General features: G+C 70.6%; 12 protein-coding genes. 7 read left to right on the top strand and 5 right to left on the bottom strand.

The genetic code is table 11. From position 1 onward, the window contains the following. Window positions 1–2 precede the first annotated feature (2 nt). The gene (locus JYK18_RS45705; protein ID WP_206810579.1) at window positions 3–866 is read left to right on the top strand and encodes an alpha/beta fold hydrolase; all 864 of its coding nucleotides are present in this window, start codon (window positions 3–5) and stop codon (window positions 864–866) included. Continuing rightward, on the top strand, window positions 853–1,380 hold the full coding sequence (locus tag JYK18_RS45710) for a hypothetical protein (RefSeq protein ID WP_206810580.1): 528 nt from the start codon (window positions 853–855) through the stop codon (window positions 1,378–1,380). The genes JYK18_RS45705 and JYK18_RS45710 overlap by 14 nt, the downstream gene beginning before the upstream one ends. 7 nt (window positions 1,381–1,387) lie before the next feature. Here JYK18_RS45710 and JYK18_RS45715 read toward each other — a convergent pair whose 3' ends face one another. Genes JYK18_RS45715 through JYK18_RS47385 form a run of 5 tightly spaced genes read right to left on the bottom strand, consistent with a single transcriptional unit; the run spans window position 1,388 to window position 7,912 of the window. After that, window positions 1,388–2,587, bottom strand: a complete 1,200-nt coding sequence (locus JYK18_RS45715; RefSeq protein WP_206810581.1) for a mandelate racemase/muconate lactonizing enzyme family protein — start codon at window positions 2,585–2,587, stop codon at window positions 1,388–1,390. A 1-nt stretch (window position 2,588) separates the two neighbouring features. Beyond that, window positions 2,589–3,410, bottom strand: a complete 822-nt coding sequence (locus JYK18_RS45720; protein WP_206810582.1) for a carbohydrate ABC transporter permease — start codon at window positions 3,408–3,410, stop codon at window positions 2,589–2,591. Next, window positions 3,410–4,291, bottom strand: a complete 882-nt coding sequence (locus JYK18_RS45725) for a carbohydrate ABC transporter permease (protein WP_206810583.1) — start codon at window positions 4,289–4,291, stop codon at window positions 3,410–3,412. Before JYK18_RS45725 ends, JYK18_RS45720 begins: the two co-directional genes overlap by 1 nt. Window positions 4,292–4,295: 4 nt before the next feature. After that, on the bottom strand, window positions 4,296–5,561 hold the full coding sequence (locus JYK18_RS45730) for an ABC transporter substrate-binding protein (protein ID WP_206810585.1): 1,266 nt from the start codon (window positions 5,559–5,561) through the stop codon (window positions 4,296–4,298). Continuing rightward, complete coding sequence (locus JYK18_RS47385; protein WP_307796377.1) at window positions 5,558–7,912, bottom strand: RICIN domain-containing protein; 2,355 nt, start codon at window positions 7,910–7,912, stop codon at window positions 5,558–5,560. The genes JYK18_RS45730 and JYK18_RS47385 overlap by 4 nt, the downstream gene beginning before the upstream one ends. Before the next feature lie 294 nt (window positions 7,913–8,206). Between JYK18_RS47385 and JYK18_RS45740 the strand changes: the two genes are divergently transcribed. The 5 genes from JYK18_RS45740 to JYK18_RS45760 are packed head-to-tail and all read left to right on the top strand — an operon-like array spanning window position 8,207 to window position 16,994. Next, complete coding sequence (locus tag JYK18_RS45740; RefSeq protein WP_206810586.1) at window positions 8,207–9,853, top strand: lectin; 1,647 nt, start codon at window positions 8,207–8,209, stop codon at window positions 9,851–9,853. Window positions 9,854–9,876: 23 nt separating this feature from the next. Further along, the gene (locus JYK18_RS45745) at window positions 9,877–11,430 is read left to right on the top strand and encodes a glycoside hydrolase 43 family protein (RefSeq protein ID WP_307796378.1); all 1,554 of its coding nucleotides are present in this window, start codon (window positions 9,877–9,879) and stop codon (window positions 11,428–11,430) included. Between the two features lie 22 nt (window positions 11,431–11,452). Then, window positions 11,453–12,883: an endo-1,4-beta-xylanase gene (locus tag JYK18_RS45750; protein ID WP_206810588.1), complete on the top strand. Its 1,431-nt coding sequence runs from the start codon at window positions 11,453–11,455 to the stop codon at window positions 12,881–12,883. Continuing rightward, a complete protein-coding gene (locus tag JYK18_RS45755) occupies window positions 12,880–15,717 on the top strand; it encodes a glycoside hydrolase N-terminal domain-containing protein (protein ID WP_307796379.1) in 2,838 nt (945 codons plus the stop codon). Before JYK18_RS45750 ends, JYK18_RS45755 begins: the two co-directional genes overlap by 4 nt. Before the next feature lie 29 nt (window positions 15,718–15,746). Next, window positions 15,747–16,994 (top strand): cellulose binding domain-containing protein, encoded by a 1,248-nt coding sequence (locus tag JYK18_RS45760; protein WP_206810589.1) that lies wholly within the window; start codon window positions 15,747–15,749, stop codon window positions 16,992–16,994. Window positions 16,995–17,183 lie beyond the last annotated feature (189 nt).

Raw genomic sequence — 17,183 nt, forward strand, 5'->3', positions numbered from 1 at the left:
CCATGGGCTACATCACCGTCGGCACCGAGAACAGCGCGCCGGTCGAGCTGTACTACGAGGACCAGGGATCGGGGCAGCCGGTCGTGCTCATCCACGGCTACCCGCTCGACGGGCACAGCTGGGAGCGCCAGACGCGGGAGCTCCTCGCGTCCGGCTACCGGGTCATCACCTACGACCGCCGCGGTTTCGGGCGGTCGTCGAAGGCCGGTTCCGGTTATGACTACGACACCTTCGCCGCGGACCTGAACACCCTGCTGGAAACCCTGGACCTGCGCGACGTGGTGCTGGTCGGGTTCTCCATGGGCACCGGGGAACTGGCCAGGTACGTGGCACGCCACGGGCACGGGCGGGTGGCGAAGCTGGCGTTCCTCGCTTCGCTCGAACCGTTCCTCGTCGCCCGTGACGACAACCCCGATGGCGTCTCGCAGGAGGTGTTCGACGGCATCGCCGCGGCCGCGAAGGGCGACCGGTACGCCTGGTTCACCAAGTTCTTCTCGGACTTCTACAACCTGGACGAGAACCTCGGCTCCCGGATCAGCCAGGAGGCCGTCGCCGGCAGTTGGAACGTCGCGATCGGCAGCGCCCCGGTCGCCGCGTACGCGGTCGTCCCGTCCTGGCTCGAGGACTTCCGCGGTGACGTCGAGGCGGTGCGCGCCAGCGGCAAGCCGGCGCTGATCCTGCACGGCACCAAGGACAACATCCTGCCCGTCGACGTCACCGCGCGCCGGTTCCACGCGGCGTTCCCGGAAGCCGAGTACGTCGAGATCGACGGCGCCCCGCACGGTCTGCTGTGGACCCACGCGGACGAGGTGAACGCGGCGCTGACCGGGTTCCTCGGCAAGGGATCCCGTGATGAGTCCCGTTGAGAACCTGGTCGGGGACTTCCAGGAGCTCGTCGGGCAGGTACCCGAGTTCATCCAGCCCGTCATCGTGGCGCTCGCCGGCGCGGTCCCGGCCATCGAGGGCGAGGTGGCGTCGTTGATCGGGGTGCTGGGCGGCCTCCACCCCGTCGTCGCGGGCATCGCCGCGGCCGCGGGGAACTTCCTCTGCGTGCTCGTGGTCGTGCTGCTCACTTCGAAGGCTCGCGCCGCCGTGGTGAGCCACCACCGCGCGGCCCACGCGGAGGACGAAGCCAAGCCCGCCAAGCCCGAATCCAAGGGCCGCAGGCGGTTCAAGAAGGCGCTCGCCCGGTTCGGGGTCCCCGGCGCGAGCCTGCTCGGCCCGCTCGCCATCCCGACCCAGTTCATGTCCGCGATGCTCGTCGCCGGCGGGACACCGCGGACGCGGGTGCTGTTCTGGCAGGCGGTGGCCATCGTGCTCTGGACGACGGTGGCGACCGTGTCGGCCTGGCTCGCGCTCCGGTACGTCATCCCGGCCTGAACCGGGGTCAGGTCCGGTCGGCCTGGCGGAGGGGGAGCGGCCGGACCACACCGGGGCGGGCGGGCATGCCGTCCGGCACGGGGAGCAGGCGGCGCCCGGCCGATTCCGGCCGGACGTTCGGCCCGCCGCCCGCCGGGACACCGGGCCGCGCCCGGATCAGCTCCTCTTCGATCCGGACGCCGATGCCCGCCGAGTCGCCGAGCACGAAGTGGCCGTCCTCCACGTGCACGTCGACGAGCACGCCGCGGGGTGGCCGGAGGTCCTGCAGTTCGGCGGCCAGGTGGTTCGGCGCCGAGGCGGCGGCGTGCAGCAGGCCGGCGGGGGTGGTGCCGACCGGGCTGACCGGCAGGTCGTGGGCGTGGGCCAGGGTGGCCACCCGCAGGAAGTGGGTGATGCCCCAGACCGCGCTGGTCTGGACCACGTCGAGGGCGCCGGCGGCGAGCAGCGGGCGGAACTGTTCGAGGCCGGACAGGTTCTCGCCGCCGGCGATCGAGGCGCGGACGCCCCGGCCGACGGCGGCGAGCCCGTCGGCGTCCCAGCGCCGGACCGGTTCCTCGACCCAGGTGAGGTCGAGGGTGCGTTCCAGTTCGCCCACGTGGCGCACGGCCTGCTTGCGGGACCACGACTCGTTCGCGTCGAGCATCAGCACGGGCCGCGGGCCGCGGGCGGCACCGGCGAGCACTTCGCGGACCAGCGTCAGCCGGTGCCGGTCCCGGTCGACGTCCAGCCCGCCCTTGAGCTTGGCCGCGCGCAGCCCGTGTTCGGCGTATTCCTGGTACACCACCACGAGTTCGGCGTCGGTGAGGCCGATGTCCAAACCGGACGCGTAGGCGGGCACGCGCCGGTCGCGGCCGCCGAGCAGCCGCCAGAGCGGTTCCCCGGCGGCCTGGGCCTTGATGTCCCACAGCGCGGTGTCGAAGGCACCGATGGTGCCGAACACCGCGCCCGCGTGCCCGGCTTTGAACGTCTGCCGCAGCATGCGGTCGTAGAGCGCGGTGACCGCGCGCGGGTCTTCGCCGTCGATGGCGGCGAAGATCGCGTCGGCGTCGACGTGCGGCCCGAGGCCGACCCCGGTGATCCCCTCGTCGGTGTCCACCAGGACGATCGGCACGGGCACCCGGCCGTCGGCGAACACGCCGTTGGCGTCCCCGACCGGCCGTCCCCATTCGTGGACCGTGTGCAGCGTTCGGAACCCGGTGATCCGCATGTCAGCCCTTCGTGGACCCGGCGGTGACGCCTTCGGCGATGTGGCGCTGGAAGAACAGGTAGACCACCAGCACCGGCACGGCGGCGATCAGCACGCCGGCGGCGAAGACCGGGATGTTGTCGGAGTACTGCCCGCGCAGCGAGGTGACCCCGGCCATCAGCGTGCGGTTCCCGGCCGAGGGCATCAGCAGCAGCGCGATGAGCACGTCGTTCCAGCAGAACAACGCGTCCAGCACGCCGACCGAGATCAGCGCCGGGGTGCCCATCGGCAGCATGATCCGCCGGTAGACCCCGAACGGGGTGTTGCCGTCGACCCTGGCCGCGTCGACGATCTCGGCCGGGATGTGCGCGTAGTAGCTCGCCATCAGGAAGATGGTGAACGGGAGGAATTGCGCGACGTAGGCGAGGACCAGCCCGGGACGGGTGTCGAGCAGCCCGAGGTCGGCCATCGTCCTGGCGAGCGGGACCATGATCACCTGGAACGGCACGAACAACGCCGCGAGGCAGCCGAGGAACAGCGCCCGCGAGCCGCGGAACCGCAGGCTGCCGATGGCGAATCCGGCCATCGACCCGAACCACAGCAGCAGGACCACCGCGCAGGTCACCACGATGAGCGAAGTGGTGAAGTACCGCGCCATCCCGGCGTCGTCCCAGGCGGTGGCGAGGTTGTCCCACCGCGGGGAGTCCGTGGGGGAGAAGCGGTCGAGGACGTACTCGCGCCGGGTCTTCAGCGCGACGTTCGTGGTGAAGACCAGCGGGTAGATCGTGGCCAGCGCGAGCGCCGCCATCGGCACGGCGGCCAGCCACCGGCCCGCGCCCGCCATCAGCCTTCCCCGCCCGACCGGCGGAGCAGGCTGATCTGCAGCAGGCCCGCGGCCACCATGACGAGGAAGAGCACGGTGGACGCCGCCGAGGCCAGCGCCGGGCGGTCCAGCTGGCCCTGCTGGATCCAGATGTAGTACTCCGGCAGGTAGGTGGCGCCGCCCGGGCCGCCGCCGGTCATCACGTAGAGCAGGCCGAACATCGAGGTGAGCAGCCCGATCATGGTGGTCACGAAGACGAACTGGATGGTGCGGGACAGGCCGGGCACGATCACGTGCCAGATCAGCCGGGGCAGTGCCGCGCCGTCGATCCGCGCGGCGTCGAGCAGTGACGAGTCCAAAGTGGAGAAACCGGCGAGGAACACCACCAGCGCCATGCCGAAGGTCGCCCAGACGTACACGCCGACCACCGCGAAGAGGGCCACGTCCGGATCACCGAGCCAGTCGACCGGGCCGAGGCCGACGGCACCGAGCACGGCGTTGGCCGGGCCGTCGAAGGCCAGCAGCAGGTTGAAGATCGCCCCGGCGATCACCGGGGACAGCACGGCGGGGAAGAAGTAGACCCCGCGGAACACGCGGTGTCCCGGCACCCGCAGGTAGATGAACGTCGCGAGCAGCCCGGGGATCGCGACCGCCACCGGGAGCAGGAGGATCAGCAGCAGCACGTTCCGCAGCGCGCCGAGGAACAGCGGGTCGCCGAACAGGGTCGCGTAGTTGTCCAGCCCGACGGCCGTTCCGTCGCGTTCCCCGTCCCCGGTGAAGGAGAAGTTGACGCCGAGGCCCAGCGGGTACACCCGCAGCACGACGAGGACCAGCACGGCCGGGGCCACCAGCACGTACGGCGCGAGGCGATCCGCGCTCAGGCGGCGGGCACCGGCCGGCACCCGGTCAGCCGTCCCGGTCCGAGGCGGCCAGCTGCGCCAGCGCGTCGTCGACGGTGACCGAGCCGCTGAGCAGTTGCTGGGACAGCCGCCCCATCAGGTCGAGGGTCGACGAGGACAGGGCCACGTGCAGGGCGGGCCTGCCGCCGGCGATCCCGGAGACGATCTCGGAGACGACCGGGCCCGCCTCCGACACGTCGAGGGAGGTGTCCGCGGCGATCGCACCGGCGCCGGTGTGGAACGCCGCCAGTGCGTCCTTTGTGGTCAGTGAGCGGACGAGGTCGGCGGCGCGCGCGGGATCGGCGGTCCACCTGGTCACCGCGTACCCGATGCCGCCGTCGTAGGGCAGGCTCGGTGCCGTGCCCGCGGTGATCACCGGTGCCCGCAGCACGCCGAGGTCGGCGGGGTCGAGGAACTCGCCGAAGTCCTGCCAGTGCCCGACATCCGACATCAGCCCGATGACGTGGGCCGCCTCGCCGGACTGGAACTTCGCGAAGGAGTCGTTGAACATCGCGGTCGAGTTGGCGCCTTCGGTGTTGAGCCCCGCGGCGTCGGTCTCGGTCCACAGCTCGAAGATCCGCTTCACGTTCGGCGAGGACCAGTCGCGTTTCCCGGCGATCCAGTCGCGGTACTCCTGGTCGGTGAGGGCGCCCGAACCCAGGCCCGAGAGGAAGAACTGGATTCCGGCGCCTTCCTTGTTGCCGAGCGCGAAGCAGCGCGCGCCGGTCCTGTCCTTGATCGTGGCGCACCGGGCGGTGAGGTCGTTCCAGGTCGCGGGCGGGCTGTCCGGGTCGAGGCCCGCTTCCCGGTACAGCTTCTTGTTGAAGTAGATCGGATGACCCTGCAGCGTGACCGGTGAGGCGTAGGTCTTGCCGTTCGCGCCGAACGCGTCCCAGCCCGTCAGCCGGTTCCGGTCCTCGGCGACGTAGGGATCCAGCGGCACGAGCGCGTCCACCCGGTCGCGGATCCGGCCGCCACCGTTGAACAACACCACGTCCGGCCCCGCACCGGCCTGGATGGCGGTGCCGAGCAGGGTGTAGTACTGGTCGAACGGCTGCGCCACGAACTCGACGGTGACGCCGGGGTGCTTGCCCGCGAAGTCGGCCTTCGCCTTTTCGAGGTAGGCGGCCGCGGCGGGATCACCGGACTTCCAGTCCCAGACCACCAGCTTGCCCGTTCCGGTGGAGGACGATTCGGGGCCCGAAGCGCTCCCGCAACCCGCTAGTGCCAGCGTTGCCAGCAGCGCCACCGCCCACCGTGCCGGACGCTTCACTTCCGGCTCCACTGCTGGTTCGCCCCGCCGTGACAGGACCAGAGGTGGACCACGGTCCCGTTCGCGGTCCCGCCGCCGCTGGCGTCCAGGCACAGCCCCGAGTGCACGCCGGTGATGGTGCCGTTGGCGTTGAGGTTCCACTGCTGGTTGGTGCCGCCGTGGCAGGCCCAGGTGAGTACCGCGGTGCCGTTGGCCGTTCCCTTCCCGGACGCGTCGAGGCAGTTGCCGCCGAGGCCGACGAGTTGCTTGCCGGCGGTGTGGGTCCACTGCTGACCGGCGGTGCCGTTGCAGTCCCAGAGCCGGGTTCCGGTGCCGTTGACGTCGACGCAGCGGCCCGACTGGTTGCCGACGATGGTGCCGGTCGGCGGCCCGCTGCCGGTCCTGGGCCCGGCGTTCGCCATCACGGCCTGGGCACCGGCGGGCCAGTTCCCGTTGGTCACGGTGACATTGCCCTGCACCACGTTGCCCCGGTCGCCGTGGGTGATGTTGGTGCTGCCGTTGGCCGACCAGTTCCCGGTCACGGTCCAGTTGCCCATGTTCTCGCCGCCCCAGTAGTTGGCCGTGGCCCAGGTGCCGGTGGCGGAGAAGACGTTGCCGGTGGCGGTGTAGTACTTCGACCCCTCGTCGAAGTAGAGGCCGAAGTGGCCGTTCGTCCGCAGGCAGTGGTTGCCGCTGATCTCCGCGCCCGGGTTCCACGCCAGGGTGTAGACGCAGCCGCCGTCGTTCATCTGCTGCATGACGTCGTGGACGTAGTTGCCGACGAGCCGGTTGCCGGAGGCGGTGGTGGGGGTGGAGTACCGCGGCTGGTAGTTGTACAGGCCGCGGTTGGCGTAGTGGTCGCTGCCGCCCGCGTCGTTGCTGCCCCAGCCGTAGCCGATGGACATGCCGGAGTAGGGCAGGTTGTAGACCTCGTTGTGGGTCACGTTCGTGGTGGTGACGTAGGTGGTCAGCACCGAGACGTTGCCCCGGTAGTCCAGGCCGAGGTCGTGGATGCGGTTGTCGCTGACGGTGATGTTCCGGTTGGTCATCCGCGGGTCGCCGGGGTGGTGCGCGTCGGCGCGGACCCCACCGGCGACGATGCCGCCCGCGGAGTTGCGGGCGATCTCGGAACCGCTGACGGTGATGTCGCTCGCGCCGAGGCCGACCCCGGTGGCGTGGGCGTTGGCGTCGTTGCCGATGCCGATGGCCGTCTGGCCGAGGTTGACGAACTCGGAGTCGTCGAAGGTGATGCGCGCGGCGGCGGAAACCTGCACCGCGGCGGGCATCTGCTGCCAGTGCGGCCGGGCGGCTTCGAACTGCTGGCAGCCGTTCTGGCAGGAGGTCAGCCGGTCGGCCGGCCAGTTCCAGTTGCCCGCGAGGTAGGCGCCGGTCTGCTGGTCGGCGTACCCCTGGTCGCCGCTGGGGCCGAGCCAGCTCGTGCCGGTGAAGGTGATCCCGCTGAAGGTGAGGTCGTGCGCTGGCGCGTCGTAGGTGCCGCCGACGTGCACCAGCGACTGCAGCACCGGCAGTTCCACGCTGACCTCGGCCAGGTTCTGCCCGGCGAGCGGGCGGTAGTACAGCGCGCCGGTCGGCGGGCTGAGGTACCACTCGCCGGGGGCGTCGAGGAATTCGTAGGCGTTGGCCAGGGAGAACGGACCTGCCCGGTGCGGGGCGGTGAGCGTGTCGTAGCCGAAGGTGTTGTTGTTCCACGCGGGCTGCCGCATGGTGATGACGTTCCCGCTGATGCCCTGCACGGGCGAATACCGGTCGGTGAACGAGTTGACGCTCTCCACCTCGACCCGGTTCTGGCCGGTCAGGTTGTTCAGGTAAGTCAGCTCGGGGCTGGAGAAGGTCATGCCCGTGCTGGTGAAGGTGAAGGCGGACCGGTTGACCTGCGTGCGCGCGCGGGTGGCGATCGCGCCGTCGACGTACAGCTGCCGCGAGTCGATCCCGGCGCCGACGTTCGCGCGCCAGATGTTCTTGCCGGCGTCGGCGATCGACCAGCCGGTGACGGCGCGGGCGCCGGTGATCACCGGACGGGCCGACGGCGCCGCCCGCCACACCACGCGGTGTCCATTGTGGCCGGAGTCGGCCGCGGAGAACCGCAGTGGCGCGGAAAGGCGGTAGGTGCCGCCGGCCAGTTCCACCACGATGTCGCCGGACATCGCACCGGCCAGCGCCCGCACCGCGGCCTGCGCGCCGGACAGCGAGCACGGATCGGCGGCGGCGCAACTGGTGCCGCTGCCGGACGGTGCGGCGTGGAGCGTGGTCGTGGCCGCCACGGCGGCCGGTGCCGGGGTCAGCACCGCGAACGCGGCGGTCAGGGCCAGGAGTACGGACAGCGGTCTGCGCACCACGGAGGACGCGAACACGGGATCTCCTTGGGGTGAGGGGAGGTGCTCGGCGTCGGACGACCGGTCACGTCGGACGGGGCAGCGCTGCGGCACCAGTGGACCACATAAGCCAACTCATCGACAAGCGCGTCAGCCAGATGGATCAGACTCATCGTGTCGACTGCGGCCGGGGCCCCGATGTGCGAGCGGCCGAACATTGGCTTGACCACAGCGCAACGAGCCGGGTTATGGTGTTCACCGGGCCGCCACCCTCGTAGGAAATGTGTCAGATTCATCTGATCCGTGCCGTCACGGCAACGAAGGAGTTGGGCGATGAGGCCCGCGCGACCCGGTATCTTCCTGGCCCGCCTGCTCGCGGTCGTCCTGACCGTGGTGGCGGGCGTGTTCGTCCCGGCCCCACCCCAGCCCGTGGCCGCGCCCGGCAGTCCGGCGGTGACGCCCCCGCTGGGGTGGAACAGCTGGAACAGCTTCGGCTGCGGGGTGACCGAAGCGCTGGTCCGCCAGGCGGCCGACGCGATGGTCGGCTCGGGGATGCGGGACGCCGGTTACCGGTACGTGGTGGTCGACGACTGCTGGTTCGACCCGCAACGCGACGCCCAGGGCAACCTGCGCGCCCACCCGACGAAGTTCCCCAGCGGGATGAAGGCGCTCGGCGACTACCTCCACGGCCGCGGCCTGAAGTTCGGGATCTACCAGGTGCCCACCGAACGCACCTGCGCGCAGCGCGTCGGCACGCACCCCGGTTCGACCGGCAGCGCGGGCCACGAGGTCCAGGACGCGAACACCTTCGCCGCCTGGGGCGTCGACTACGTCAAGTACGACTGGTGCTCACCGGAGGGCACGCGGGACGAGCAGGTCGCCCGGTTCACGCTGATGCGGGACGCGCTGCGGGCGACGGGACGGCCGATCGTCTACAGCATCAACCCCAACAGCTTCCACGCCATCACCGGGGACAAGTACGACTGGGGCGCGGTCGCCGACCTGTGGCGGACCACCGAGGACCTGCTCGACATCTGGCAGAACGGGAACGTCAACAGCTATCCGATGGGCGTCGGGAACGTGGTCGACGTGACCGCCCCGCTGGCCGCGCAGGCCGGGCCCGGCCACTGGAACGACCCGGACATGCTGGTGGTCGGGCGGCCGGGGCTGACGCTGACCGAGTCGCGCGCGCACTTCGCGTTGTGGGCGCTGATGGCCGCGCCGCTGATGGCGGGCAACGACCTCCGCACCATGTCCGCCGACGTCAGCGCGATCCTGCGCAACCCGCGGCTGCTGGCGGTGAACCAGGACGCGCTCGGCGCCGGCGGGCGGCGGGTGCGGGACGACGGCAACGCCGAGGTGTTCGCCAAACCGCTGTCGGACGGCTCGGTCGCGGTCGGGTTGTTCAACCGCGGCGGCGGTACCGCGACGATCAGCACCACGGCCGCCCAGCTCGGCCTCACCGGCGGGTCGTTCACGCTGACCGACCTGTGGACCGGTGCCACGTCGAGCACCACCGGCCAGGTCAGCGCGAGCGTCTCGGCGCACGGCGTGGCGGCGTACCGGATCTCCGGCGGCACACCGCTGGCCGCCACGACGGCCCGCCTGCGTGGTGAGGGTTCGGGCCGCTGCCTCGACGTCGACAACGGCTCGACCGCGGCCGGCGCGAACACGCTGATCTGGGACTGCCACACCGCGGCGAACCAGCTGTGGACGACCTGGGCGGGTGGCGAGATCCGCGTCTTCGGTGACAAGTGCCTCGACGCCTACAACCACGGCACCACCAACGGGACCCGCGTGGTGACCTGGCCGTGCAACGGCCAGGCCAACCAGAAGTGGACACTGGGCGCGAACGGGTCCATCACGAACGCCGGTTCGGGACTCTGCCTGGACGTCAACGGGGCGGGTACGGCGAACGGCACGACCGTGGTCCTCTGGACCTGCAACGGGCAGGCCAACCAGCGATGGGTGCGTGGGTGATGACTCTCCGTCGACTGTGGACAGTGACCTTGGCGCTGGTGACCGCCGCCGGGCTGGTGACCGCGGCACCCGTGACGAGCGCTCCGGCCACGTACAGCAATCCGGTGCTGTGGCAGGACTTCGCCGACATCGACATCATCCGGGTGAACGACGCCTACTACTACTCGGCGTCCACCATGCACTATTCGCCGGGTGCGCCGGTCCTGCGTTCCTACGACCTGGTGAACTGGGAGTTCGCCGGGCATTCGGTGCCGCGACTGGACTTCGGCCAGAAGTACGACCTGAGCGGCGGGCGCGGGTACGTCCGGGGCATCTGGGCGTCGATGTTCAACCACCGCCGCAGCAACAACACCTTCTACTGGGGTGGGTGCGTCGACTTCGCCAACACCCACATCTACACCGCGGCGGCGGTGGAGGGGCCGTGGCAGCGGCACACCACGATCAACAAGTGCTACTACGACGCGGGCCTGCTGTTCGACGACAACGACAAGATGTACGTCGCGTACGGCAACACGAACATCAGCGTCGCGGAGCTTTCGCCGGACGGGAAGAGCGAAGTGCGTTCCCAGCAGGTGTTCAGCACCCCGTCGAACATCGGCACGCTCGAAGGCGCGCGGTTCTACAAGCGGGACGGCAAGTACTACATCTTCCTGACCCGCCCGGCGAACGGCCAGTACATCCTCAAGGCGGACAACCCGTTCGGCCCGTACACGCTCCGGCAGGTGCTGCTCGACCTGCCGGGCCCGATCGCCGGCGGGGGCGTGCCGCACCAGGGCGGGCTCGTCCAGACCCAGCACGGCGAGTGGTACTACCTGGCCTTCGTCGACGCCTATCCCGGCGGGCGCGTGCCCGCGCTCGCGCCGGTCACCTGGACCGCCGACGGCTGGCCCCAGCTCCAGACGGTGAACGGCAAGTGGGGCACGACCTACCCGTTCCCGAACCTGACCCCGCGCCCGGTCAAGCCGATGATCGGCGTGGACACCTTCACCGGCACCGCGCTCGGCCCGCAGTGGGAGTGGAACCACAACCCCGACACCACGAAGTACAGCGTCGGCGCGGGGCTCCGCCTGCAGACTGCCACCGTCACCCAGGACCTGTACTCGGCCCGCAACACGCTGACCCACCGCATCCAGGGGCCCAGCTCGACGGCCACGGTGACGCTGGACCTGTCCGCGATGCGCGACGGTGACCGGACCGGGCTGGCCATGCTCCGCGATTCCTCCGCCTGGATCGGGATCAAGCGCGACGGCGGCCGCAACCGCGTGGTGATGGTGAACAACCTGACCATGGACGGCAACTGGAACACCACGAACACCGGCACCGAGGTCGCGGGTGCCGACTTCGCCGGTAGCCGGATCTGGTTGCGCGCCAACGCCGACATCCGCCCGGGCGCGGGCAGGCAGGCACGGTTCTCCTACAGCACCGACGGCGTGAACTTCACCCCGTTCGGGCCCGGGTTCACCATGAACCACAACTGGACCTTCTTCATGGGCTACCGGTTCGCCGTGTTCAACCACGCCACCCAGGCACTCGGTGGCGCGGTGACCCTGCAGCGCTTCGAACTCTCCACCCCGTAGGAAGAAGGAAATGAGGGTGATGATGAGCAGTAGTTCCTCCCCGCGCCGGCGCGGTCGCCTCCGGTCGGTGTTCGCCGCGCTGGCGACCGCCGGGCTCGCGGCGGCCACGCTGGTGGTGTCCGCCGGGACCGCCCAGGCCGCGGACACGCTCGGTGCCGCGGCGGCCCAGACCGGCCGCTACTTCGGTGCCGCGGTCGTGCCGAACCTCCTCGGTGACGCCTCGTACTCGGCCACGCTGAACCGGGAGTTCAACAGCGTGGTGGCCGAGAACGCGATGAAGTGGGACGCCACCGAGCCCAACCGGAACCAGTTCACCTTCGGCGGCGGCGACCAGATCGTCAACTACGCCGCCAGCCACGGCATGAGCGTGCGCGGCCACACCCTGGTCTGGCACGCGCAGTACCCCGGCTGGGTCGGGAACCTCTCCGGCAACGACCTGCGCCAGGCGATGGTCGGCCACATCAACGGCGTGGCCGGCCACTGGAAGGGCAAGATCCACTCGTGGGACGTGGTCAACGAGGCGTTCGAGGAGAACGGCAGCCGCCGCCAGTCCATCTTCCAGCAGCGGCTGGGCAACGGCTACATCGAGGACGCCTTCCGCGCCGCCCGCACCGCCGATCCGGCCGCGAAGCTCTGCTACAACGACTACAACACCGATGGCGTCAACGCCAAGAGCACGGCGATCTACAACATGGTCGTCGACTTCCGCAACCGCGGTGTGCCGATCGACTGCGTGGGCATGCAGAGCCACCTCGGCTCGAACTCCAACCTCAGCAGCTACGAGGCGAACCTCCGGCGCTTCTCCGACCTCGGCGTCGACGTGCAGATCACCGAGCTGGACGTCGGTGGTTCCGGTTCGGGCCAGGCCAATGTGTACCGCCAGGTCACCCAGGCGTGCCTGGCCGTGACGCGGTGCACCGGCATCACCACCTGGGGCATCACCGACCGGCACACCTGGCGGCCCAACGACACGCCGCTGCTGTTCGACACCAACTACCAGAAGAAGCAGGCGTACCAAGCGGTGCTCGACGCGCTCAACGGCGGTGGTGGTGGCGGTGACACCGGTGCCGTGCGCTCGGTGGGCGCGAACAAGTGCCTGGACGTGCCGAACCAGACCACCGCGGCGGGCACGCGGACGCAGATCTGGGACTGCTGGAACGGCGCGAACCAGCAGTGGACCCACACCGGCGCGAAGGAACTGACCGTCTACTCCGGAGACTCGCGCCGCTGCCTCGACGCCTCGGGCGCCGGGACCGCCAACGGCACCGCGGTGATCATCTGGACCTGTCACGGCGGCGCCAACCAGCAGTGGAACCGCAACGCCGACGGCACCATCACGAACGTCCCATCAGGATTGTGCATGGAGGTGGCCGACTCCTCGACGGCGAACGGCGCGGCGGTGCGGTTGTGGAGCTGCACCGGCGGTGCCAACCAGCGCTGGTCCACCCCGTGAGCGGGCTGCCGGACCTGACCCGGCGGCAGGCGATGAAGCTCGGCGCGGCACTGGTGCCCGCCGGGTGGGCGGCGACCGCGATCGCCGCCCCCGCCGAGGTGCGGGCCGCCGGTGACCTGGCGCTGTGGTACGACGAACCGGCGGGCAGCGACTGGTTGCGCGCGCTGCCCGTCGGCAACGGGCGCCTGGGCGCCATGGTGTTCGGCGGCACCGACACGGAACGGTTGCAGCTCAACGAGGACACGGTCTGGGCGGGTGGCCCGCACAACTACGACAACCCGCTGGGCGCGGGCGCGCTCGCGCAGATCCGGCAGCTGGTCTCGGCGAACCAGTGGACGCAGGCGCAGGACCGCGTCAACCAGGCGATGCTCGGCAAACCCGCCGCGCAGCTGGCCTACCAGCCCGTCGGTGACCTCAAGCTCACCCTGCCCGGCGGCGGCGTTTCGGGGTACGAGCGGTGGCTCGACCTCACCACCGCCACCACGGTGGTCACCTACACCGCGAACGGGGTGCGTCACCGGCGTGAGGTGTTCGCCAGCGCGCCGGACCAGGCGATCGTCCTGCGCCTGACCGCGGACAAGCCCGGCTCGGTGACGTTCACCGCCGCGTTCAGCAGTCCGCAGCGCACGACGGTGTCCAATCCGGACGGCACCACGACCGCGCTGGACGGTATTTCCGGTGACCTGCGGGGGATCGCCGGTTCGGTCCGGTTCCTGGCGCTGGCCGGGGCGATCGCCGAGGGCGGCAGCACCAGCAGTTCCGGCGGCACGCTCCGGGTGACGAACGCGAACAGCGTCACCCTGCTGATCTCGATCGGCACCAGCTACGTCGACTACCAGACGGTGAACGGCGATTACCGCGGGATCGCCCAGTCCCGCCTGAACGCGGCCAGGACCGTGGGGTACGACGCGCTCCGCGCCCGGCACCTGGCCGACTACCAGGCCTTGTTCGGGCGGGTCACGCTCGACGTCGGCCGCACCGCCGCGGCCGACCAGCCGACCGACGTCCGGATCGCCCAGCACCAGCACACCCACGATCCGCAGTTCTCCGCCCTGCTCTTCCAGTACGGCCGCTACCTGCTGATCTCGTCCTCGCGGCCGGGCACGCAACCGGCGAACCTGCAGGGCATCTGGAACGACCAGCTGGCCCCGGCGTGGGACTCGAAGTACACCCTCAACGCCAACCTGCCGATGAACTACTGGCCCGCCGACACCACGAACCTGGCCGAGTGCTTCGAACCGGTGTTCCGCATGATCGGCGACCTCATCGTCACCGGCGGCCGCACCGCGAAAACCCAGTACGGTGCCCGTGGCTGGGTCACCCATCACAACACCGACGCCTGGCGGGGTTCCTCGGTCGTCGACGGCGCGCTGTGGGGCATGTGGCAGACCGGGGGCGCCTGGCTCGCCACGATGATCTGGGACCACTACCGGTTCACCGGCGACCTCGCGTTCCTCCAGCAGAACTACCCGGCGATGAAGGGCGCGGCGCAGTTCTTCCTCGACACACTGGTGACCGATCCCGCCTCGGGGCACCTGGTCACCAATCCGTCGAACTCGCCGGAGGCGCTGCACCACGCGAACGCGAGCATCTGCGCGGGCCCGACGATGGACCTGCAGATCCTGCGCGACCTGTTCGGTGGCTGCGCCGGTGCCGCCGAGGCGCTCGGGGTGGATGCCGGGTTCCGCGACCAGGTGCTGGCGGCCAGGCAGAAACTGGCGCCGATGAAGGTCGGGTCACGCGGCAACATCCAGGAATGGCTCCAGGACTGGGTGGAGATCGAGCCGGGGCACCGGCACATCTCGCACCTGTACGGCCTGCACCCGAGCAACCAGATCACCCGGCGGGGCACCCCGCAGCTGTACCAGGCCGCCCGCCGGACGCTGGAACTGCGGGGGGACGCCGGTACCGGCTGGTCGCTCGCCTGGAAGATCAACTTCTGGGCGCGGATGGAGGAGGGCGGCCGGGCGCACGACCTGCTCCGCCTGCTGGTGACGCCCGAGCGGCTGGCGCCCAACCTGTTCGACCTGCACCCGCCGTTCCAGATCGACGGCAACTTCGGCGCCACCGGCGGGATCGCCGAAATGCTGCTGCACAGCCACCACGGTGAACTGCACGTGCTGCCCGCGCTGCCGTCGGCGTGGCCTGCCGGGAGCGTCACGGGCCTGCGCGGGCGCGGTGGCCACACGGTCGGCGCGAAGTGGAGCGGCGGCGGGGCGGTGGAGCTGACCGTGACCCCGGACCGGACCGGCCCCGTCCGGGTGCGCAGCCGCCTGTTCACCGGTACCTGGCAGCTCGTGGACCAGACCACCGGTACCGAGGTCCAGCCCGCGAAGCCGGAAGCCGACCTGGTCGAGTTCACCGGGCAGGCCGGGCACACCTACCGGGCCACCGGCCAGGGCGCGGTGGTGGAGCCCGGCGTGTTCTACCGGCTGGCCGCCCAGCACAGCGGGAAGCTCGCGGACATCAGCGGCGGGGCCACCGCCGCCGGCGCGGTGCTGGTGCAGTGGCAGGCCACCGGCGGGACCAACCAGCAGTTCGAGTTCCTCGACTCGGGTGGCGGTCACTACCGGATCCGGGCGCGGCACAGCGGCCTGGTGCTCCAGCCGGTGAGCGCGGCCACCGGCGCGGACCTCGCCCAGCAGCCGGACACCGGCGCGGTGAACCAGCAGTGGCAGGTGGTCGACCACGGCGGCGGGGTGGTCGGCCTGCGCAACCGGCAGAGCGGCCTGGCCATGGACGTCTGGGCCGCCTCGAGCGCCGACGGCACCCGAATCTCCCAGTGGACGCCCACCACGGCCGCCAACCAGCGGTTCCACCTCCAGCGCCAGTAGAGATATCCGAACAACCACAGGGAGTTGTGATGGTGAAACACAGGTCCTGGCTGAGCGCCACCGCGGTCGCGGCGCTGCTCGTCCTGGGCACGGGTGCCACCCCGGCCACGGCCGGGGCACCCGCGGACGTGGGCACGGCGGCGGCCACCGCCGGGTGCGGGAAGGCACCCGCGCTGAACACCGGCACCCACACCATTTCCAGCGGTGGCAAGAACCGCACCTACATCCTGAAGCTGCCCGACGGGTACGACCGGAACCACCCCTACCGGCTGATCTTCGGCTACCACTGGTGGGGCGGCACCGCGAACGACGTCAACTCCGGTGGCTCCGACGGGGCGAACTGGGCCTACTACGGCCAGCAGCGGCTGGCGAACAACAGCGCGATCTTCGTCGCGCCCCAGGGGATCAGCAACGGCTGGGCCAACTCCGGCGGTGAGGACGTGACCTTCACCGACGACATGATCAAGCAGCTCGAAGCCGCGCTCTGCGTCGACACCACGCAGCGGTTCGCGCTGGGGTTCAGCTACGGCGGCGGGATGAGCAACGCGCTCGCGTGTGCCAGGCCGACGGTTTTCCGCGCGGTCGCGGTGTACTCGGGTGCCCAGCTGAGCGGGTGTTCCGGCGGTACCCAGCCCATCGCGTACATGGGGATCCACGGGCTCGGGGACACCGTGCTCAACATCTCGCAGGGACGCGCGCTGCGGGACCGGTTCGTGAAGAACAACGGGTGCACCCCGCAGAACCCGCCCGAACCGGCGCAGGGCAGCCGGAGTCACATCGTCACCGCCTACTCCGGTTGCCAGGCCGGTTATCCGGTGGTGTGGGCCGCGTTCGACGGTGGCCACACGCCCGGCCCCATCGACGGCTGCGGTTGCGAGGGCTGGCAGACCTGGACCGCGGGTGAGGTGTGGAAGTTCTTCAGCCAGTTCTCCGGCGGCGGCACCCCGAACCCGCAGCCGGGCGCGTGCCAGGTGACGAACACGGTCAACGCGTGGAACTCCGGCCTGACCTCGGAACTGACCATCACCAACACCGGCACGGCGGGGATCAACGGCTGGTCACTGGCCTTCACCCTGCCCGGCGGGCAGACCATCACCTCCGGCTGGGGCGCGGCCTACTCGCCGGCCTCGGGTCAGGTGACCGCCACGAACGTCGGCTACAACCCCGGCATCGCCGCGGGTGGGTCGGTGAGCATCGGCTTCCAAGCCACGCACACCGGCAACAGCGGTAAACCAGCCGCCTACTCGCTGAATGGGGCGACCTGCACGGTCGCCTAGCTGTCGGCGGGGTGGCTTGGGTGGTCGCCTGCGCGGGTCGGCCCGCGCAGCCACCTCGCGGTCGGTGGGCGCCCTGCCCAAGTCGCCTCGTGCTCAACGGGGCAGCCTGCGCGGTCGCCTGAGCGGTCAGCGAGGTGGCTTGCGCAGGCGCCTGTGCGATCAGCTGGTGCGGGCCGCCCGTGGTTCGGC

Origin of the sequence: Amycolatopsis sp. 195334CR (genome assembly GCF_017309385.1) — a bacterium.
In the GTDB taxonomy this organism is placed as follows: domain Bacteria; phylum Actinomycetota; class Actinomycetes; order Mycobacteriales; family Pseudonocardiaceae; genus Amycolatopsis.